The organism is Aeromonas sp. 6P (genome assembly GCF_051919525.1).
GTDB classification, from domain to species: domain Bacteria; phylum Pseudomonadota; class Gammaproteobacteria; order Enterobacterales; family Aeromonadaceae; genus Aeromonas; species Aeromonas veronii.
Window position 1 is genome coordinate 1401795 of sequence record NZ_JBQBEO010000002.1, and the last position, 20065, is coordinate 1421859.

Annotated in this window: 11 protein-coding genes and 3 pseudogenes; 8 read left to right on the forward strand and 6 right to left on the reverse strand. The window is 58.3% G+C overall.

Features of this window, described 5'->3' with window-relative positions:
* The 3 genes and pseudogenes from ACTG2J_RS06715 to ACTG2J_RS06725 all read left to right on the forward strand — a co-directional run.
* Positions 1-850: pseudogene (locus ACTG2J_RS06715) on the forward strand (IS3 family transposase); the annotation flags it as partial.
* Positions 851-894: 44 nt separating this feature from the next.
* Complete coding sequence (locus tag ACTG2J_RS06720) at positions 895-2628, forward strand: PglL family O-oligosaccharyltransferase (RefSeq protein ID WP_201990491.1); 1734 nt, start codon at positions 895-897, stop codon at positions 2626-2628.
* Positions 2629-3237: 609 nt separating this feature from the next.
* Positions 3238-3648: an H-NS family histone-like protein gene (locus ACTG2J_RS06725; protein ID WP_005344269.1), complete on the forward strand. Its 411-nt coding sequence runs from the start codon at positions 3238-3240 to the stop codon at positions 3646-3648.
* A 537-nt stretch (positions 3649-4185) separates the two neighbouring features.
* Here ACTG2J_RS06725 and ACTG2J_RS06730 read toward each other — a convergent pair.
* From ACTG2J_RS06730 to nadK, 6 genes and pseudogenes are all read right to left on the reverse strand, one after another.
* Positions 4186-5550 (reverse strand): efflux transporter outer membrane subunit, encoded by a 1365-nt coding sequence (locus tag ACTG2J_RS06730; protein WP_439997309.1) that lies wholly within the window; start codon positions 5548-5550, stop codon positions 4186-4188.
* Positions 5551-5552: 2 nt separating this feature from the next.
* A pseudogene (locus ACTG2J_RS06735) lies at positions 5553-7527 on the reverse strand (MacB family efflux pump subunit).
* Positions 7524-8686 (reverse strand): annotated as a pseudogene (locus ACTG2J_RS06740) (efflux RND transporter periplasmic adaptor subunit). Before ACTG2J_RS06740 ends, ACTG2J_RS06735 begins: the two co-directional pseudogenes overlap by 4 nt.
* Positions 8687-8936: 250 nt before the next feature.
* Positions 8937-9827 carry a manganese-dependent inorganic pyrophosphatase gene (locus ACTG2J_RS06745; RefSeq protein WP_439997310.1) on the reverse strand — a complete coding sequence of 297 codons (891 nt, stop codon included), beginning with the start codon at positions 9825-9827 and terminating at the stop codon, positions 8937-8939.
* Positions 9828-10086: 259 nt separating this feature from the next.
* A complete protein-coding gene (gene recN / locus ACTG2J_RS06750) occupies positions 10087-11751 on the reverse strand; it encodes a DNA repair protein RecN (RefSeq protein ID WP_439997311.1) in 1665 nt (554 codons plus the stop codon).
* A 250-nt stretch (positions 11752-12001) separates the two neighbouring features.
* A complete protein-coding gene (gene nadK / locus ACTG2J_RS06755) occupies positions 12002-12886 on the reverse strand; it encodes an NAD(+) kinase (protein ID WP_005338038.1) in 885 nt (294 codons plus the stop codon).
* A gap of 291 nt (positions 12887-13177) precedes the next feature.
* Here nadK and grpE point away from each other — a divergent pair, with 291 nt between their 5' ends.
* From grpE to ACTG2J_RS06780, 5 genes are all read left to right on the forward strand, one after another.
* Positions 13178-13753: a nucleotide exchange factor GrpE gene (gene grpE, locus ACTG2J_RS06760; protein ID WP_113738809.1), complete on the forward strand. Its 576-nt coding sequence runs from the start codon at positions 13178-13180 to the stop codon at positions 13751-13753.
* A 297-nt stretch (positions 13754-14050) separates the two neighbouring features.
* Positions 14051-15979, forward strand: a complete 1929-nt coding sequence (gene dnaK / locus ACTG2J_RS06765; RefSeq protein ID WP_005338034.1) for a molecular chaperone DnaK — start codon at positions 14051-14053, stop codon at positions 15977-15979.
* Between the two features lie 101 nt (positions 15980-16080).
* A complete protein-coding gene (dnaJ, locus tag ACTG2J_RS06770; RefSeq protein ID WP_005338032.1) occupies positions 16081-17223 on the forward strand; it encodes a molecular chaperone DnaJ in 1143 nt (380 codons plus the stop codon).
* A 264-nt stretch (positions 17224-17487) separates the two neighbouring features.
* On the forward strand, positions 17488-18993 hold the full coding sequence (locus ACTG2J_RS06775; protein WP_113738808.1) for a carbohydrate porin: 1506 nt from the start codon (positions 17488-17490) through the stop codon (positions 18991-18993).
* Positions 18994-19108: 115 nt separating this feature from the next.
* Complete coding sequence (locus tag ACTG2J_RS06780; protein ID WP_113739099.1) at positions 19109-20065, forward strand: aminoimidazole riboside kinase; 957 nt, start codon at positions 19109-19111, stop codon at positions 20063-20065.

Consider the following 20065-nt stretch of genomic DNA (forward strand, 5'->3'; position numbering starts at 1 on the left):
TGCTCTCTTGATGGCGGACTAGTTCACACGTACGCGCTGATAGACCAATTAAGAGAGCAAGCCCCCATCACCCTGGTCTGCTGCGCTTTCGATGTTCCAACATCCTGTTTTTACTACTATCTGGCTCGCAAGCGGATGATTAACCGTAAGCGGATACAGCAACGCAGCGAGTTGCGCCGGTTGTTCAAAGAGAGCCGAGGCTCGGCAGGCAGCCGCGCCTTGATGCCGATGATGCGGGAGTTGGGGTATCAGATTGGCCGATTCAAATTACGTAACTTGATGAAGGAAGCAGGGCTGGTATCCAAACAGCCGGGCGCACACCACTATAAGGTGGCACAGTCTGAACGGCCTGCTGGCCCGCGAATTTGATGTCCAGCAACCCAATCAGGTGTGGTGTGGCGATATCACCTACGTCTAGGCAGGTGATCGTTGGCATTACCTGGCAGTGCTTCTTGACCTGCACACCCGGCGGGTCGTGGGCTGGGCGATGTCTGATAAGCCTGATGCAGAGCTGGCCTATCAGCAGCGGGGTTGCCATCCGGTGTACTATTTCACTCTGACTAGGGCAGCCAATATGGTATTTCGGCAACGACTGTGGCGCTATCGCATGACCCAGAGCATGAGTCGTCGTGGTAACTGCTGGGATAACGCCCCGATGGAGCGGTTGTTCAGAAGCCTGAAGTCAGAGTGGCTCCCGGCTATGGGATATATGAACTTGCGAGAGGCGAAGCGGGATATCAGTTATTACCTGATGGATTACTACAACTGGCGGCGTCCACATCAATACAATGACGGGATACCGCCAGCAAAAGCCGAGGTTCGACCTAACCAAGTGTCCGGATTTAGTTGACCACTACACCTTTAACGCATATACCGACTAGATGCAGCACAACTATGACTTTAAAACTAATTATGATCAGCTTAAGTGTACTTTATTGGGTGTTGGGTGTGCACTTTTTTATGCACAACCCAGGTGGTGCTGGGCTGTACCTGCCATTTAACGCATGGGGGTGGGTGTTTGCCTCGCTGGCTATCGGATTGGGGCTCTGGCAGGTGACGTTACGCCAGCGTCTGGTCTTTTCTCCATTACAAGCGGGTTTATGGATAGGGGCGCTCTTGCTGCTGCTTCCGATGCTCTATTCCGGGTTTGCTTTCAAGGATTATGCCATTCCCCGATTACTGGGGTTGTTTGCTGGCCTGCTGTTTTTGTTTGGACTTTATCAATGGCGCTTTGATAAAGCACAGCGTGATCGCTTGCTCTATCTCATCCTGGTTGCGATCGCGATGGAGGCATTGCTGGGTCTAGTGCAATTCTACCTCTTAACGCCAGGTAACTGGATTGGTTATGACACCAAAGCCAATCGTCCATACGGGATCTTTCAACAGCCAAACGTGATGGCGACGTTTATGGCAACTGGCCTTGCTCTTGCTATCTGGCTGGAATTACGCCGAGGGGGGGGGCGCTTGCTTATGGCGCTGCGCTATGGCGTCATTCTTTCTGCAGCACTGCTGCTCGTTGTTTTGCAATCCCGAGTGGGGCAGTTAGGCGGTCTGCTAGCACTGTTTTTATTGATGCCTCAGCTTTATCGACAGCAGCTGCTATGGCGGATATTGGGTCTGGTTATTTTGGCTGTAGCGATTGGCCTGTTATCACAATATTGGCTGGCTGGAGCAAAGCGCGGATTAGAGATTTATCAATCTGGTGGTATGCGCTCTATTTACTGGTCTTATGCGGCAAAACTAATTGCACAGGCTCCCTGGAGTGGTTGGGGATATGGCAGTTTTGAATCTATTTTTCTCCATCACTACATGGCTGATAAAGTACTGGATCCGTCCATGGTGCAGATTGAGTACAATCTTGACCACCCCCATAACGAGTTTCTCTACTGGGCTGTTGAGGGGGGGATTGCACCCATGGTCGGCATGGTAATCATGGGCGGTGCATTATTGTTTCGCCTCATTGGAGTCCCCCCTGTTAATGCCATGGGGCTGCTTGCCCTGGTTACACCGATATTGCTCCATACCCAGATGGAATATCCTCTCTACCATGCAATCGTACTATGGTGGTTGCTGCTGACGCTAATTTATAGCATCGACACTGAAATCGAAGAAAGTAACTTGGTGAGTCATGGTCGCTCATCATGGTGGGATATGGAGTGCCGCCTATGGCTGTTACTGCGATTTATGGCGATCGCTATCCCGCTGCTGGTCGTTCCCTTTATGCTCACAGCAATTCACACCGCATGGGTAGTCACCAAATATGAACGGGGTGGGTATAAAGAGCCGACTTTGCTACTTGATATCGTCAATCCCATGGCTTGGTTGACCCGAGTGGAATTTGATGTGAACTCGGTTCGTCTGATGGTGGGTTTGCAGACAAATAACAAGACCGAACTGGAAGCTTATCTGGAGTGGGGGCAGGCATTCGTACGCCATACACCGCGTGCCAACATATACGCCAATATGGTGATCGCGCTTAATGCATTGGGTCGTAGGGAGGAAGCCAATACGATGCGAGTGGAAGCGCTCAAGCTCTATCCAACCGAGCCCCTTTTAACTGGATCCGCTTCACAGGCAGTGATTACTGGTGTTGACAAATCAGGCAAGAATATAACCAAAAATAAATAGTGCTATTTGGCTACATAGAAAGCCAGCCCTTAAAAACGGCTGGCTTTTTTATTGTTTACCTTCTGGACGGCCACTATCCGAACAGTCTGTTTTCGGACGCATACCACTGTCAAACGGGCTACGAAAAGCATATTTGAAATGTCATGCTTCGCTCTCAACCAATTGATTAATATGTAATTTTGTTGGAAGTGTCGAATGGGTTGATAGTCAATTGGGAGTATCCCCCTCATCATCGGGTGAAGGGACAGGTTCTAGATGTGTTCATTGCTAAACAGATAGGCATAGTCTTGTCACATGATGTTGAACGTGTGGTAGAAATGTGCGCTCATGCTTATAAAGCAGGTTACCGAGTTAGTTTTGCTGGATGCTGAACTGGAAATTAATGAGTCTTGAAATACCGATGTTTCTTGAACACAAGATGGTAATCATCTCTCTACCCAGAAGAGCTGCATTCCAGCCAGTTTGTTATTAAGAGTGGCAAGCATTCAATCTTGATGGTGAAATTTAAGAAAAAAAGAACGTTAATATAGAAAAACTGTATGTTCTCGCGAATTGTCCATGCTATTCTGAAACAGTTATCCCTGTAACCGACTTTTTTGTGAGGAAATAATGAACGAGTTTCTGAAAGTTCTGCTGAACATTCGCAGTCTGCGTGCGGCTATTCGTGAACTGCCGTTTGAGCAACTGCTGGAAGCTAAAGAGAAGTTTGACCTGGTTTACCAAGAGCGCGCCGATTCTGTTGAACAGGAGCGTGCTGAACAGGAAGAGCGTCAGCGCAAGCTGAATGAATTCACCGAAATGCTGCAGCAGGCTGGTATTGATCCTCGCGAGCTGTTGGCGACTGCCGCAGCTCCGGCTGCTGCGACTGGCGCTGCCAAGAGCAAGCGTGCTCCGCGTCCGGCTAAATACAAGTACGAAGAAGATGGCCAGGAAAAAACCTGGACCGGTCAAGGCCGTATGCCGAAAGCCATTGCTGCTCAAGTAGCACTGGGTAAAGACCTGAACGATTTCCTGATCTAATTCGTCAGGTTCAGAGATTGAATAATGCCGCCCTTGGGCGGCATTATTTTTTGCCTTTTTACTCGTCGTTATCCAATCCGCCTTCTGCCGCTCTGCTATCTACATCCTCGCTTGTATCCTTTTTACCGTCGTTTCACTTCACTGTTACTTTGCTCAATATCCCTCGCTGTTTGCGATTAATTTTGTCGTGCAGGATTAACTGCGTGATATCGCTATTTGTATGCGTCGTGCAGATATGAGCTTCGGAAATGCATCTCACGATTCACGGGGCGCCGCTCGGCAAGAGTCGAGCTCTCTGCTGATGGAATATCCGGTAATCGTTACCTCCGGTCAGGGAGCGTGAGGTATAGAGAGAGCCTCAAGGTATGGCCCGGATATTCTGGGTCGCCGATGCATGTAATTGGCAGTGCTGCCATGACTGCCCCTGATGATGGGCAATGGAGTTCGGTTGCCGTGTGGGCGAGGGGGGGGCTGTGCGGTCCATGGCGATGGCATTCCCCACTCTGCCGGCTGAGCGGGGAATGGCCGGGTGAAGCGTTATCGGGGCGCCACGCTATCGCTGCCACCCAGGGCGCGATAGATTTTGGCAGTGGTGGTGAGCTGCTCTTTTTGCTGGGCCAACAGGCTCTGCTGGGCATCCCACAGTCGGTTCTGCTCATCGAGCCAGGCTTGCACGCCGGTCGCACCCGCCTGGAAGCGTGCCTTGGCCAGTCGTTCGGCCTCCCGGGCATAACTCAGCTGCTCCTGCAGATAATCGAGTCGCTGCTGGCCATAGTGGCGTGCGGCCAGATTGTCTTCAACCTCCACCAGTGCGGTGTAGAGCTGTTTGCGAAACTCGGTTTCAGCAATCTGGTAATCCAGCTCTGAGCTTTCGATGGCGAGCTGGGTGCGGTTGTATTCAAGGAAGGGAAGGGCGAGGCTGGCTCCCAGCGTACCTACCGGATTTTGCAGCACCTGCGCCAATCTATCGGATGCGGTGCTGGCACTGCCGGTCAGGGTCAGGCTGGGGTAGAAGCTGGTGCGGATCTTATCCCCTTTAGCTAGCGTCTTGCGCAGCCGCAATTCGGCCGCTTTGACATCGGGGCGGCGGGCCAGCACATCGGCCGGAATACCCACCGCAAGTTCAGGAATGGTCTGCTTTGCAAGGGAAGCGGGTGCATACTCCAGCGGCCCGCTGCTGCGGCCCAGCAACAGACGCAGGGCATTGCGAGCCTGTTCCTGCTGCGCCTTGAGGGAGGCCAGCTCAGCCTGTTTTCCGGCCAACTGTTGGCGTGCCTGCGCCAGATCGAGCCGGGTGATGGCGCCTGCCTGGTATTTGGTCTGGGTCAGCTGCTCGGTACGGGTCAGGTTGGCCAGCTGCTGTTCCCCAAGGGTGATGGCAGAGCCGAGATAGCCGAGCTGCCAATACTGCTCCAGGGTATTGCCGATCAGCAGTAGTCGGGTGCTGGCGAGATCCTGCTCGCTTGCCGCCGCCTCCCAGCTTGCCTGATCTCGCACCGAGGCAAGCTTGCCCCACAAATCCACTTCGTAACTGAGGCTCAGCGAGGGACCCAGACTGTTGGTGTCTTTGCCGGTTTTCAGATCCTTGTTGCCACTGGCTGCGATAGTGCCATTGACCGAGGGGGTGAGGTTGGTATCGGCCTGCTCGGCGCCCAGTCGGGTGCTTTTGAGCTTGAGGGCCGCCACACGCATGTCCGGGTTGGCGACCAGTACCGCGTCGACCAGTTTGTCGAGCTGGGGATCATGAAATTCCCGCCACCAGGGGCCTGCCTGCGTAGCCAGTTGGGCGCCCTCTGCTTGTTGCCATGTGGGGGCGATCGCCAGCTCGGGTCTTTGATAGGTGCTGTGCTGACTGCAGCCGCTGAGGGCCATGCAGAGAGCCAGCCAGGAGAGTTTGTGCATTGTTATTCCCTCGCCAGTGCGACAACAGGGTCGAGCCGCGCCGCATTGCGTGCCGGCAGGTAACCAAACAGGATCCCGATGAGTGACGAGCAGCCAAAGGCCATCAGGATGGAGAAGAGCGAGAACTGCATCTTGATGGAGTCCACCAGCAGTGAAAAGAGCGCGCCAATGCCGAGCGAGAGGCCGACGCCGAAGATCCCCCCCAGCAGGCTCACCATCACGGCTTCAATCAGAAATTGCTGCAGGATATCCGACTGGCGGGCGCCCACGGCCATGCGAATGCCGATCTCGCGGGTGCGCTCCACCACCGACACCAGCATGATGTTCATCACGCCCACCCCGCCGACGATCAGCGAGATCACCGCGATGGCCGAGACCATCAGGGTCATGGTGGCGGTGGTTTTCTCTACCGATTTGATGATGCTGTCGCTGCTGAAGGTGAAGAAATCCTTCACCCCGTGGCGCTTGGTGATCAGCTCGATCACCGCCTGTTCGGCCAGTGCCGGTTGTACCCCGTCTTTGACCCGGATGGTGATCTGGCTGAAGTGGTGCTGCGAGATGAGGCGACTTCATCACTGCGCTGTAGGGCAGCCAGATATTGACCGACTGGCTGGTGGGGCCGAAGCCGGTCTCCTGCGAAACCACACCGACAATCCGCACCGGCAAGGTGCCGACCAGTACCACCTTGCCGACCGGCTCCTCCTTGCCAAGCAGGCTGGTGATACTCTTCTTGTCCACCACGGCAACGGCGGCACGCTGCTGGATATCTTGCCACTCCAGTAAGCGACCACTGACCAGCGTCATCCCCTTCACCTTGAAATAGTCGTTACCGACCCCGGTCACATTGCCGCTGTTGGTCTTGTTGCGATAGCGCAACTGGCCTGAGCTGCCAATCTCGGGGCTGGCGCCCGCAAGATAGGGTTGCCCCAGCAGAGCATCGAGATCTCCCTTGTTGAGGGTCTGGATGCTGGCCATCTTCTCATCGCCCCAGCCCTTGCCCGGGAAGATCTCGATGGTGTTGGTGCCCATCGCATTGATCTGGTCGATCACCTTGGCGCGCGCCCCTTGCCCCAGCGCCACCACGCTCACCACGGCGGCGATACCGATGATGATGCCGAGCATGGTGAGGAAAGTACGCATCCGGTGGGCGAGCATGGCATGCATCGCCATCCGTCCCGCTTCCCGATAACGATCCCAGTCGTGGCCCATGGCACCTTTAGTAGGCACTATTTTTTGAGGGGTTGTGGCGGTGGCTGGAGCCAACACGGCCGTTTGGCTGGGGCCGCTATCTTGTTCAATCCGACCATCCTTGAGAGTGATGATCCGGTCGGCATGGCTGGCCACGTTCATATCGTGGGTGACCAGAATGATGGTGTGGCCCTGAGCGTGCAGCTCCTTGAGGATCGCCATCACCTCCTTGCCGCTCTGGCTATCCAGTGCGCCGGTCGGTTCATCGGCGAGGATCACTTCGCCGCCATTGGCCAGCGCCCGGGCGATACTGACCCGCTGCTGCTGACCGCCGGAGAGCTGGCCCGGGGTATGGTGGCTGCGATCGGCCAGACCCAGTCTGCCCAGCAGCTGACGCGCGCGCGCCTGGCGATCCGGGCGACTGGTGCCGGCATAGACGGCTGGGATCTCCACGTTGGCGGCGGCATCGAGGTGGGGCAGCAGGTGGTAGCGCTGAAAGATAAAGCCGAAGTGGTGGCAGCGTAGTCGGGCCAGCGCCAACGCATCCATTGTCGCGGTGTCCTGACCGCGAAACAGGTACTGGCCGCCGCTCGGGCTATCCAGACAACCCAGCAGGTTCATCAGGGTCGATTTGCCGGAGCCGGACGCGCCGACAATGGCGATCATCTCTCCTGCCGTGATGGTTAGGTCAAGAGGGTGGAGCACGGTGACTTCGCTGTCGCCACTCTGGTAGCGTCGCTCTACCCCTTTCAGCTGGATCAACGGCAGCTGGTTCAGGGGCTCAATCATAGCATCACCGCCATCTCATCATTGTCGGCGGGGGCACCGTGATTGAGCTGCACCTCCTCCTTCTCACTCAGCCCGCTGATCACCTCAATGCGGATCTCATCCTTCATACCAGTCTTGATATGGCGGGTTTCGGTTGTTTCATCGTCCTTAATCACGGTGACTTCATACTCGTTATCACCCAGCGACTTGCCGAGGGCGGTTTGCGGCACAGTGAGCACCTGCTTGCGCTCGCCGAGCACTATGGTCACCTGGGTGGTCATTGCGACCCGCAGGGTATGAGCGGGATTGGGTACATCGAACAGGGCGTAGTAGTAGACAGCCGCATTGCTGGTGGTGGTACCTGTGGTAGCCTGATCGTTGATGTTGGTGGGCGCTAACTCCACGGCGCGAAGGGTACCCTGATAGCGGGTATCCGGATCGCCGATCAGAGTGAAGTAGACCGGCATGCCGGCGTTGACCTTGGTGACATCGGCTTCGGAGATCTGCGCCTTGACCGTCATGGTCTCGAGGTTAGCCAGCTTGAGCACGGTCGGCACCGTCTGGCTGGCAGCCAGAGTCTAGCCCTGACGGGTCACAATGCTGATGACGGTGCCATCCATCGGCGCCAGGATCTTGGTGTAGCCCAGCTCGGTTCTGGCCCGATCAACCTTGATCAGGGCGCTGTCGATATTGGCCTGGCTATTTTGCAGTTCGGCGCGGGTGACGGCCAGCAGTGCCTCGGCACTCTCCAGATCTGCCCGTGAGCTCGCCTCCTGCTTGAACATCTGTTGCTGGCGACGCCAGGCGAGTTCGTTCTGTTTGAGTTGCGCTTGCTTGATCTTGAGCTGGGCGCGGTTGCTGGCAAGCTCCGCCTCGGCCGTTTTGAGGTTGTTCTGGGCAATCAGGGGATCGATCTCGGCCAGCAGGTCTCCCTGTTTGACTTGATCACCAGCCTCGACGGCCAGCTTGGTAACCTGACCGGAGACCTGGGCCCCCACATCCACCTGCTCCACGGCCTGCAGCACGCCACTGGCCAGTACGGTCTGGGCAATATCCTCGCGGGTCACCTGGGCGGTCAGCATCGCCTTGGGGGGGGACTGGGCCAGAGCAGCCAGCCGAGGAGCACCACGGCGATCAGCATGGTGATAGCCAGGGTTCTCTGCTTGGGGGTTATGTTCATCGATCACCTGAATGGAAACGGAAAAGGTTGTGCGCGGCGATTATCCTGCAGCAAAGCCCTGATAAATAACAGCCGCAAATATGTAAGCAAAGTTATGGCGTTAACTGTCAATAAGCCGTGAAAGGAGTAAGCGAGAGACCGCAGTGGTGAGCAAGATGGTCAGCAAGAGGATAGGGAGTGCCGCTGGCGGTGGCGATGAAAAAGCCCTGCGCAGAGGCAGGGCTTTGGAATCGGTTATGGCGAGTGAGGATCAGGCTTTGGCCAGCAGATCCATCACCCAGGGCAGACCCTGTTTCTTGCGGCTGACAAAGCCCGGGTGGTAGCTGGATTCTGCCGGTACTTTCGGGTGCGCAGTAAAATAGATGCGGCTGGCGGCTGCCGTCAGGTCAGTCACCATCAGCACGAAGAAGTCGAGCCCTTCGCGCACCACGCGCTGGGCCATCTCCTGCTGCAGCGCCGGCAGGTGCTCGGCAAGCTGCTGTTCGCTGCCCACTTCGATCTGGCTCATGATGAAGTTGCAACCTTCCGCCTGGAACGCCTTCTCATCCTGCTGCAGCAGTTGAGCCGGAGTCAGACCGCTCAGGTCGGTTTTTGCCATCAGCAGCTGTTGGCCGAACTCGGCCAGTGAGACTTCTGCCAGCGGTGCCAGACGCTCACAAGCGAGCTTGTCCTGTTCGGTGCTGGTCGGCGAGGTGAGACAGAGGGTGTCGCTCATGATGGCACCCAGCATCAGACGAGCCTGGCTGCGGGTCACGGTGCCTTGCTGACTGAGCAGATCGAAGGCGATGGTGCAGGTGCAGCCGACGGCACGGATCCAGGCATCCAGCGGAGACTGGGTAACCAGAGTGCCGAGACGGTGGTGATCCACCAGACCCAGTACATTGGCTTGTGCCAGTGTGGCGGGGCCCTGTTCCAGATCACTGAAATCCACCAGCCAGACATCTTCACCGGTCAGATCTTTGGTCAGCAACTCGGGTTCGCTGACGCCAGCCTGCTCCAGAATAAAACGGGTTTCGGTGCGCAGGTCACCCAGGCGCCATGGGGTGGCCTGACGGCCCTGGCCATTGAGCCAGTCGGTGATAACCAGTGCACTGCAGATGCTGTCGCTATCAGGATTCTTGTGACCAAAAACGTGGATCATAGACAAAGCCTCACAATTGGATACCCATAAAGGGGGCAACACTATGCGAAATCCGTTGCATGAAGGCAACCGGATCCATGCCCATGTTGCTGCCAGCTTCGCCTAACTCGCCATTTTATTGATCTGGGTCGGTAATCCTGACGGCTCTGTGAGGTTCACGGTGGAGGACTCGGGACTCGGGACTCGGGACTCGGGACTCGGGATTCAATTAACGATTCACCTTTAGTCGTTACTCGTTAGTCGTGACTCGATGCCTGATTCAGCGACGCAGCAGCTCGCGGGCATTGGCCAGGGTGTTGTCGGTGATCTGGTCGCCACCGAGCAGGCGTGCCAATTCATTGAGACGGGCTGTCTCATCAAGGGCACTCATTTGGGTTTCGGTGGTTTTGCCATCGGTATGCTTGCTCACCACCATATGCTGGTGGCCGTTGCCTGCCACCTGAGGCAAGTGAGTGACCACCATCACCTGAGTGGACTCCCCGAGCTGGCGCAGCAGGCGACCTACCACAGCGGCCGTAGGGCCGCTGATCCCCACATCCACTTCGTCGAAAATCAGGGTCGGGGTGGAGACCTTGCGAGCGCTGATCACCACGATGGCGAGGCTGATACGCGACAGTTCGCCACCCGATGCCACCTTGCCAAGCGGCTGGATCGGTTGGCCCGGGTTGGTGGTGACCATAAATTCCACCCGATCTATACCCAGCGGAGAGAGGCTGCTCTGGGCATCGGGGCGTACCTCGATGGCAAAGCGGCCATCCGGCATCGCCAGCTCGTGCATGCTGGCACTCACCTTGGCACCGAGCTCCTCGGCGTAGCGCTGGCGACTCTGGCTCAGGGCCTCGGCGGCCTGGACAAAAGCCTGACGGGCCTCGGCCAGCTCATCTTCCATCCCCTCTAACCGCTCTTCGTCGGAGTTGAGGCGAGCGAGATCAGAGGCCAGCTCCTGATGGTACTGAGCCAGATCTGCCGGTTTGACGTGGTGCTTGCGGGCCAGATTGATGGCTTTGGAGAGGCGGGCTTCCAGCTCGTTGAACCGCTCGGGATCCAGCTCCAGTCGGTCGAGATAGCTGCGCAGTTCGCTGTGGCTCTCCTGTACCCCGATCAGTGCTTCGTTCAGCATCTCCAGTACCGGGGTGAGGCGGCTGTCCATGCTGACCAGCCCCTCGGCCCGATCGACGGCTGATTGCAGCAGCCCTGCGATAGTGGTCTCTTCGTTGTCATAGAGCAGATCGAGGCAAGCCCCGCACTCCTGCATCAACTCGGTGCCGTTGGCCAGACGCTGGTGCTCTTCCTCTATCTCTTCAAACTCCCCCGGCTGCAGGGCAAATTCGTCCAGCTCCTGCACCTGATACTCGATCAGCTGGCGACGGGCCTCCCGTTGCTGCTGTTCGGCCTTGAGCCGGTTCAGTTCGTTCTGCAACTGGCGCCACTGCTGATAGTGCTGGCGCACCTCGTCGAGCAGCAGATGATGACCGGCATAGCTATCGAGCAGGGCGAGCTGGTAGTCGGGTTTGAGCAGCATCTGGTGGGCATGCTGACCGTGGACGTTGACCAGCAACTGGCCCAGATTCTTGAGCTGGGTGAGGGGGACGGGCACGCCGTTGATATAGCTGCGTGAGCGCCCCTCGGCGGAGATGACTCGCCGGACGATACATTCCCCTTCGTTTTCCAGCTCGTTGGTAGCGAGCCAGGCGCGGGCGGCCGGGTTGTTGTCCAGCAGGAAGCGGGCGCTGACCTCGCTTTTGTCGCTATCGGGTCTCACCATGCCGGCTTCGGCCCGCTCTCCGAGGCAGAGACCGAGAGCGTCGATGGCGATGGATTTACCGGCGCCGGTCTCACCTGTGATGCAGGTCATGCCCGGTTGCAGATCGAGTTCGAGAAACTTGACGATGGCGAAGTTGTTGACGGTCAGCTGGGTCAGCATGGTCTCATCCTGTATAGGTCAACATTACTGTGTATGCATCCAGTATATACTGGTCTTATATACAGTAAAGAGGGCGCCGCCATTTTTAACACAGGAAAGCCGCGCCAGTGCGCCATGGCTATGAGAATGCGGTACTGACTATTGGGACGCGGTACGGATATGAGAGTGCAGGGGACGTTGCCACGACAGAAAAGAGAAGGGCGCCAATTCAGGCGCCCTCTCTGGCAATGCCGTTATCGGTCAGCGCCGATTAAAACAGCTTGCTGCCCCAGCCGAGCTTGTTGCGCAGCACGTGGAAGTAGCTGTAGTCGAGGGGATGCACCAGATGAAGCTGGTGGTGACTCTTCTTGATCAGGATCTCGTCCCCCGGGTGGACCGCCAGGGTTACCTGACCGTCACAGCTGACCTGCATGGCATCGTCCTGATTATCCGGCGAGACCAGCAGCCGTACTTCGCTGTCGGCATCGAGCACGATGGGGCGACTGCTCAGGGTGTGCGGGAACATGGGTACCAGCGTGATGGCGTTGAGTTTGGGGGTGAGGATGGCGCCGCCCGCCGACAGGGAGTAGGCGGTCGAGCCCGTCGGGGTGGCCACTATGATGCCGTCCGAGCGCTGGCTATACATAAAGCTGCCATCGATATAGACCTCGAACTCGATCATGTGGGCGATCTTGCCCGGGTGCAGTACCGCCTCGTTGACCGCCAGATTGCTCGACTTGCGCTCGCCGTGGCGATAGACCGAGGCTTCCAGCAGGAAGCGGTGTTCGCTCTTGTAGTGACCGGAAAGCACCTGCTCCAGCGGCAGCAGATAATCCTGCGGCGAGAGATCGGTCAGAAAGCCGAGGTTGCCCCGGTTTACCCCGATCACCGCCACATCGAAGCGCGATAGTACCCGCGCCGCCCCCAGCATGTTGCCGTCGCCGCCCACCACGATGGCGAGATCGGCCTGCTGGCCCAGCTGCACCAGATCCATCACGTTTTCATCGAGGATGCTCAGGGTCTGGGCGACCCGGCTCTCCACCAGTACCCGAAAGCCGCGGGCGGTCAGGTATTGATGCAGGCCGGTCAGCGTCTGGTTGGCCCCCTCATGGTGGGGTTTGCCAATCAGGGCGATGGTTTTGAACGGAGAATCCATAGTCAGTCAGATCTGGGATGGGTATTGCGGGCCAGTATACAGTGCTTTGCTCCGCTTGTGACGCTCTCCCGTGTGAGGGTGCCGGCTATCCCCTTGAGGCTAATGGTTAAACGGTGAGCGGTAACCCGGATAAACCGATGGTTGCAGCTATTCAGCAACCCAGATTGCCCTTTACTCCTTGAAAGCCGGGGATGCATCCCCATAATAGCGCCAACATAGTCGGTCTGTTGTCGTCCGGTCGCTCAACCAGACGTCAGGGCCCTCATAAGTAACCCCGGAATTGGAGATGTCATGAACCACGAAGAGCAAAAGGTTGAAGCGATGGAGCAAGTGGAAGCCCAGCCAGTCGAGCCGACCGATGTAGACAGTGAAGTGACAGCCGAGCAGGCCCGCATTGCCGAACTGGAAGCGCAGCTGGAAACCGCCATCCAAAAAGCGGCGGAAGAGCGTGAACGCGCCCTGCGTACCGCCGCCGAGATGGAGAACCTGCGCCGTCGTACCGAGCTGGATGTGGAGAAGGCGCACAAATTCGCTCTGGAGAAGTTCGCAGGCGAACTGCTGCCGGTGCTGGACAACCTTGAGCGAGCCATCGAACTGGCCGACAAGGAGAACGAAGCCCTCAAGCCGATGATCGAAGGTGTCGAGCTGACCCTGAAATCCATGCAGAGCGGCGTGGCCAAGTTTGGTCTGGTGGCGCTCGACCCGATCAACCAGCCGTTTGACCCCAATGCCCATCAGGCGATGAGCATGGTGCCGAGTGCCGATGTGGCCCCGAACACCGTCATTGCAGTGATGCAGAAGGGCTATGACCTCAACGGTCGGGTGATCCGTCCGGCCATGGTGATGATCGCCAAAGCGGTCGACTGATTGGCTGTGGGTGCCCGAGCCCGCCCTGTGGCGGGCTTTTTGTTTCGCAGTGCAGCACCTGTTCATCTTGCCCGGTTTACGGCTCAACGTGACCGCGCAACCATGACAAAGGGTGTGGTTTTTTAGGGTCGGGGCTTGAAGCTGCGTCTGGCGACCCCATATAGGTAGCAAGGCCGCGGCGGCACAAAAAATTTGATGCCGGGAGCTTGAAAGCCAGATTGGCAGCCCCCACCTAGCCGTTAACGCATTAAGGCGAGTTCCTCGCCAGTTTATTCAAAGTATTTGGAGATTCGTCAAATGGGTAAAATCATCGGTATTGACCTGGGTACTACCAACTCCTGCGTCGCTATTCTGGATGGCGACACTGCTCGCGTGATCGAGAACGCAGAAGGCGATCGTACTACTCCGTCCATCATTGCCTATGCCGATGATGGCGAGATCCTGGTTGGTCAGCCGGCCAAGCGTCAGGCCATCACCAACCCGAAAAACACCCTGTTCGCCATCAAGCGTCTGATCGGTCGTCGTTTTGAAGATGAAGAAGTGCAGCGTGACCTGAAAATCATGCCGTACGCCATCGCCAAAGCTGACAACGGCGACGCCTGGGTTGAAGTGAAGGGCAAGAAAATGGCACCGCCGCAGATCTCTGCCGAAGTGCTGAAAAAGATGAAGAAGACCGCCGAAGACTACCTGGGTGAGCCGGTAACCGAAGCAGTTATCACTGTTCCGGCTTACTTCAACGACGCCCAGCGTCAGGCTACCAAGGATGCCGGTCGCATCGCCGGTCTGGATGTAAAACGCATCATCAACGAACCGACTGCTGCTGCCTTCGCTTACGGCGTGAACAAGGTCAAGGGCGAGCGTAAGGTTGCCGTATATGACCTGGGTGGCGGTACTTTCGATATCTCCATCATCGAGATCGACGAAGTTGAAGGCGAAACCACCTTCGAAGTACTGGCGACCAACGGTAACACCCACCTGGGTGGTGAAGACTTCGACAACCGCGTCATCAACTATCTGGTAGACGAGTTCAAGCGTGAGCAGGGCATCGACCTGCGCAACGACCAGCTGGCTCTGCAGCGTCTGAAAGATGCCGCCGAGAAAGCCAAAATCGAGCTCTCTTCTGCCCAGCAGACCGACGTCAACCTGCCGTACATCACTGCAGATGCCACCGGTCCGAAGCACATGAACATCAAGGTAACCCGCGCCAAGCTGGAATCCCTGGTAGAAGACATGGTGAAAGACTCTCTGGAGCCGGTTCGTGTCGCCCTGAAAGACTCCGGTCTGGCAGTTGGCGAGATCGACGACGTGATCCTGGTCGGTGGTCAGACCCGTATGCCGCTGGTTCAGAAGACCGTTGCCGAGTTCTTTGGCAAAGAGCCGCGTAAAGACGTCAACCCGGACGAAGCCGTGGCCATGGGTGCTGCCATCCAGGGTGCCGTACTGTCCGGTGACAAGACCGACGTACTGCTGTTGGACGTGACCCCGCTCTCCTTGGGTATCGAAACCATGGGTAGCGTGATGACTGCGCTGATCGAGAAGAACACCACCATCCCGACCAAGAAGTCCCAGGTGTTCTCCACTGCCGAAGACAACCAGTCTGCCGTGACCATTCACGTGCTGCAGGGTGAGCGCAAGCGCGCCAGCGACAACAAGTCTCTGGGCCAGTTCAACCTGGAAGGCATCCGTCCGGCACCGCGTGGTCTGCCGCAGATCGAAGTGACCTTCGACATCGATGCCAACGGTATCCTGCACGTCTCTGCGAAAGACAAAGAGACCAACAAAGAGCAGAAGATCACCATCCAGGCCTCCTCTGGTCTGTCTGATGACGAGATCGAGCGCATGGTACGCGAAGCCGAAGCCAACGCGGCCGAGGACAAGAAGTTTGAAGAGCTGGTACAGGCTCGCAACCAGGCTGATGGTCTGGTCCACTCCGTACGCAAGCAGATCACCGAAGCCGGTGAAGCCCTGCCTGCCGACGACAAGACCAAGATCGAAGCCGCTCTGAGCGAGCTGGAAGCGGCCATCAAGGGTGACGACAAGGCTGCTATCGAAGCCAAACAGCAGGCTCTGCTGGAAGCGTCCCAGAAGCTGATGGAAATTGCCCAGCAGCAGGCTCAGGCCCAGGGTGCAGCCGGTGCTGATGCCGGTCAGTCCTCCTCTTCTGCCAAGGCTGACGACGACGTAGTCGACGCCGAGTTCGAAGAAGTGAAAGACGACAAGAAGTAAGCCCTACCCAGATGGGCGGAGTCCGCTTCGCCCATCGGCTTGGTCAATGAATTCACGGGCGTTGGGTAACCAACGCCCGTCTGCGTAACCACAGGATGAGTATGTCGAAGCGCGATTTCTACGAAGTACTGGGTGTGGCGAAAGATGCCGACGATCGCGAGATCAAGAAGGCGTACAAGCGCCTGGCCATGAAGTATCACCCGGATCGTAACCAGGGTGATGCCGCATCCGAAGAGAAGTTCAAAGAGGTCAAGGAAGCCTACGAGGTCCTGACCGATGCCAACCTGCGTGCCCGTTACGACCAGTACGGCCATGCCGGTGTCGACCCGAGCCAGGGTGGCGGTGGCCACGGTGGCTTTGGCGGCGGTGCCGACTTCGCCGACATGTTTGGTGACGTATTCGGTGACATCTTCGGCGGTGGCCGTGGTGGTGCACGTCGTGGCCCGGCCCGTGGCTCCGACCTGCGTTACACCATGGAGCTGACGCTGGAAGAGGCGGTGCGCGGGGTCTCCAAGGAGATCAAGGTGCCGACCCTGGTTCACTGCGAAGTCTGTAACGGCTCCGGTGCCCACACCGGCAGCAGTGCCCAGACCTGCCCGACCTGCCACGGCTCCGGCCAGGTGCAGATGCGTCAGGGCTTCTTCGCGGTGCAGCAGGCGTGTCCGCACTGTCACGGCCGCGGCAAGATCATCAAGGATCCGTGCCGCAAGTGTCACGGTGAAGGTCGCTACCAGCGCACCAAGACCCTGTCGGTGAAAATTCCGGCGGGCGTCGATACCGGCGATCGCATCCGTCTCTCCGGCGAAGGGGAAGCGGGGGAAGCAGGAGCTCCGGCAGGGGATCTCTACGTACAGGTGCACGTCAAAGAGCACGAAATTTTCGTGCGTGACGGCAACAACCTCTACTGCGAAGTGCCCATCAGCTTCACCGCAGCTGCGCTGGGTGGCGAGATTGAAGTACCGACCCTGGATGGCCGCGTCAAGCTCAAGGTCACTCCGGAGACCCAGACCGGCAAGATGTTCCGCATGCGCGGCAAGGGCGTGAAGTCAGTGCGCTCCGGCCAGGTAGGGGATCTGATGTGCAAGGTGGTGATCGAGACGCCGGTCAACCTCACCGAGCAGCAGAAAGAGCTGCTGCGCCAGCTGGACGAATCCTTCAGCGGTGCCGCTGCCAAGACCCACAAGCCGAAATCGGAAGGCTTCTTCGAAGGGGTGAAACGCTTCTTCGACGATCTAACCAGCTGATTTCAGCGACCCGAATAAACAGAGCCGGCCTTGTGCCGGCTCTTTTTTTGCCCGCCGTTTAGCCAGGATCCGCCCTATTGAGTGGATCCTGATGAGGGATCCTCCTCACAACTCCCGCCAATTCCTGCTGTACAAATGTTATCCCGCTCACACTGTTGCTGAAACGGTTTAGTTGCTGTGTTGAGTTGGCTAAAGCGGTTTAGCTATGCTCCATCTGTCGATAACAACAGCGCCCGTCCGGGCCACAGATGACAGATGAGGAAGATGATGATGTTCAAGAGCAAGTTGGCGCTGGCGGTAGCGCTGGGATTGGGGATGATCAGTCCGCTGTGGGCGGCGCAGGCAAGTGTTGCAGGTGAGAGTGTCGAGGCCAGACTGGCGGCGCTGGAGGCGCGGGTACAGGCGGCCGAAGCGAGAGCCGAGGCGGCAGAGAGTCGTGCCAGTCAGGCGGAAGTGAAGGCGAGCGCCGCCAGCGAGCAGGCGCAGGTGGCCGACAACCGCAGCCAGAAGGTGGATGAGAAGACCGCCGGTGCCCAGGGCTTCGAGTTTCACGGTTACGCTCGTTCGGGCCTGTTGGTCAACAGCAATGGCAACGGTGGGCGCGGTGGCCCCTACATCACCCCGGCCGGTTCAGTGGGCGGGGCAGTCGGTCGCCTTGGCAACGAGGATGACACCTACATGGAGGCCAACCTGCTGAAAACCCAGACCTTCGAGGATGGCAGCTGGGCCCGCTACAAGCTGATGCTGGCAGACGGGGTGGAGACCAGCAACGACTGGACCGCCAGCGATTCGAGCCTCAATACCCGTCAGGTGTTTGCCGAGATCGGCAATCTGGCGAGCTTCGACGGCCCCTTCAAGAATGCGGTGCTGTGGGCGGGTAAGCGCTTTGACCGCGACAACTTTGACATCCACTGGCTCGATTCCGACGTGGTGTTCCTGGCCGGTACCGGCGGCGGTGTCTACGACGTGCAGCTGGCCGACAGCTGGAAGGCCAACTTCTCTCTCTATGGCCGCGATTACGGCGACATCAGCGCCAGTGGTCTCTCCGATATCGAGAGCTACACCCTTACCATGAACAACCGCGTCGGCAACTGGCAGTGGATGGTGAACGGTCTCTCGGCCAAGGACAATGACGCCCGCATCAATGACAAGGGGGTGGGCAGCGAGGCGGCGGACAAGGGGGCACACACCCTGCTGGCCTACCACGGCGAGAGCTTCTTCGGCCTCAACCCCGGTTTTGCCAAGGCGGCGGTGCTGTACGGTCATGGGCTGGGGGCCGAGGTCAAGGGGCTGGGCTCTGACAGCGAGCTGTTGCCGGACGCCGATGCGGTGCGGATCGCCGTGTTTGGTGCCACCGATCTCAACTCGCGCTGGCGTTTTGCCCCGGCCCTGCTGGCCGAGCAGAGTCAGGATCGCTACGTGAAAGGGGACGAGTACCGCTGGCTCACCTTCAATACCCGGGTGGCGCAGGTGCTGAGCCAGAACGTCGAGCTGGTCTACGAGGCGGCCTGGCAGTACATGGATCTCGATCCCAAGGGCTACAAGGGACGCCAGGCGGTGAACGGCAACTTCACCAAGCTCACCTTCGCCCCCACCTTCAAGGCGCAGACCGCCGGTTTCTTCGAGCGGCCTGAGCTTAGGGTGTTCGCCAGCTGGATGGACTGGTCCTCCGAGCTCGACAATTACGCCAGCGACGATGCAATGGGCCAGAGCAACTTCACCGCCGGTGGCGAGTGGAACTTTGGTGTGCAGATGGAAACCTGGTTCTAGTTCGTTATCCCGATCACAAAAATGGCAACCGGTGCCGAGACCTGTTGGTTGGCTAAAACGGTTCAGCTGATAATGCCAGCCAACAGAACAGAGTTAGGGTTTGACCGTGGATCCGATGCAGCAGTGGAGTAGCAAGGTGACGAATCGTGTATGGGTAATGGGGGATGCGGTGGTGGACTTGATCCCGGAAGGGGCGTTGCACTACCTCAGGTGTCCGGGTGGCGCTCCCGCCAATGTGGCGGTTGGCGTGGCACGGCTGGGTGGCGATGCGGCCTTTATCGGCCGAGTCGGAGCCGATCCGTTCGGCCGCTTTATGGCCAAGACCCTGAGCGGGGAGGGGGTGGATATCGGTGCGCTACGGCTCGATCCTGACCATCGCACCTCTACCGTGCTGGTGGCACTGGATGATGAGGGGGAGCGCAGCTTCACCTTTATGGTGCGCCCCAGTGCCGACCAGTTCCTCACCCCAAATGAGTTGCCCCACTTCGATGCCGGTCAGTGGTTGCTGACCTGCTCCATCGCGCTCGCCAACGAGCCGGTACGCACCAGCTGCCTGCAGGCCATGGCGGACATCAAGGCGGCAGGCGGGCGGGTCTGCTTCGACCCCAACCTGCGCCCCGAGGTGTGGGGCAACCCGGCCGAGATGCTGCCGCTGGTGCGTCAGGCCATTGCGCAGGCGGATGTGGTCAAGCTCTCCATCGAGGAGCTGCAACTGCTGAGCGGCGAGGATGATCTGGCTGCCGGGCTCGCCACTCTCTCTGGCCCGGCGCTGGTGCTGGTGACCAGAGGGGCGGCCGGGGTAGTGGCTCGCCTTGATGGCGAGTTGCTGGAGTGGGTGGGGCAGAAAGTGACGCCCATCGACACCACGGGGGCGGGGGATGCCTTCGTCGCCGGTCTGCTGGCGGCGCTGGCCGGGCGCTCGTCGCTGCCGACTCTGGCCGAGCTACCCGCCATCCTGGCTCAGGCCCACGGCTGCGGGGCGCTCGCCACCACCGCCAAGGGGGCGATGACGGCGCTGCCGACCCGCTCCGAACTGGATGCCTTTTTGCGATCAAGCGCAAGCGGCTGTTGA

What these genes read in the sequence shown, in the direction of transcription:
- ACTG2J_RS06720 (WP_201990491.1), top strand. Translation starts at nt 895, where the DNA reads ATGACTTTAAAACTAATTATGATCAGCTTAAGTGTACTTTATTGGGTG.
- ACTG2J_RS06725 (WP_005344269.1), top strand. Translation starts at nt 3,238, where the DNA reads ATGAACGAGTTTCTGAAAGTTCTGCTGAACATTCGCAGTCTGCGTGCG.
- ACTG2J_RS06730 (WP_439997309.1), bottom strand. Translation starts at nt 5,550, where the DNA reads ATGCACAAACTCTCCTGGCTGGCTCTCTGCATGGCCCTCAGCGGCTGC.
- ACTG2J_RS06745 (WP_439997310.1), bottom strand. Translation starts at nt 9,827, where the DNA reads ATGATCCACGTTTTTGGTCACAAGAATCCTGATAGCGACAGCATCTGC.
- recN (WP_439997311.1), bottom strand. Translation starts at nt 11,751, where the DNA reads ATGCTGACCCAGCTGACCGTCAACAACTTCGCCATCGTCAAGTTTCTC.
- nadK (WP_005338038.1), bottom strand. Translation starts at nt 12,886, where the DNA reads ATGGATTCTCCGTTCAAAACCATCGCCCTGATTGGCAAACCCCACCAT.
- grpE (WP_113738809.1), top strand. Translation starts at nt 13,178, where the DNA reads ATGAACCACGAAGAGCAAAAGGTTGAAGCGATGGAGCAAGTGGAAGCC.
- dnaK (WP_005338034.1), top strand. Translation starts at nt 14,051, where the DNA reads ATGGGTAAAATCATCGGTATTGACCTGGGTACTACCAACTCCTGCGTC.
- dnaJ (WP_005338032.1), top strand. Translation starts at nt 16,081, where the DNA reads ATGTCGAAGCGCGATTTCTACGAAGTACTGGGTGTGGCGAAAGATGCC.
- ACTG2J_RS06775 (WP_113738808.1), top strand. Translation starts at nt 17,488, where the DNA reads ATGATGATGTTCAAGAGCAAGTTGGCGCTGGCGGTAGCGCTGGGATTG.
- ACTG2J_RS06780 (WP_113739099.1), top strand. Translation starts at nt 19,109, where the DNA reads ATGCAGCAGTGGAGTAGCAAGGTGACGAATCGTGTATGGGTAATGGGG.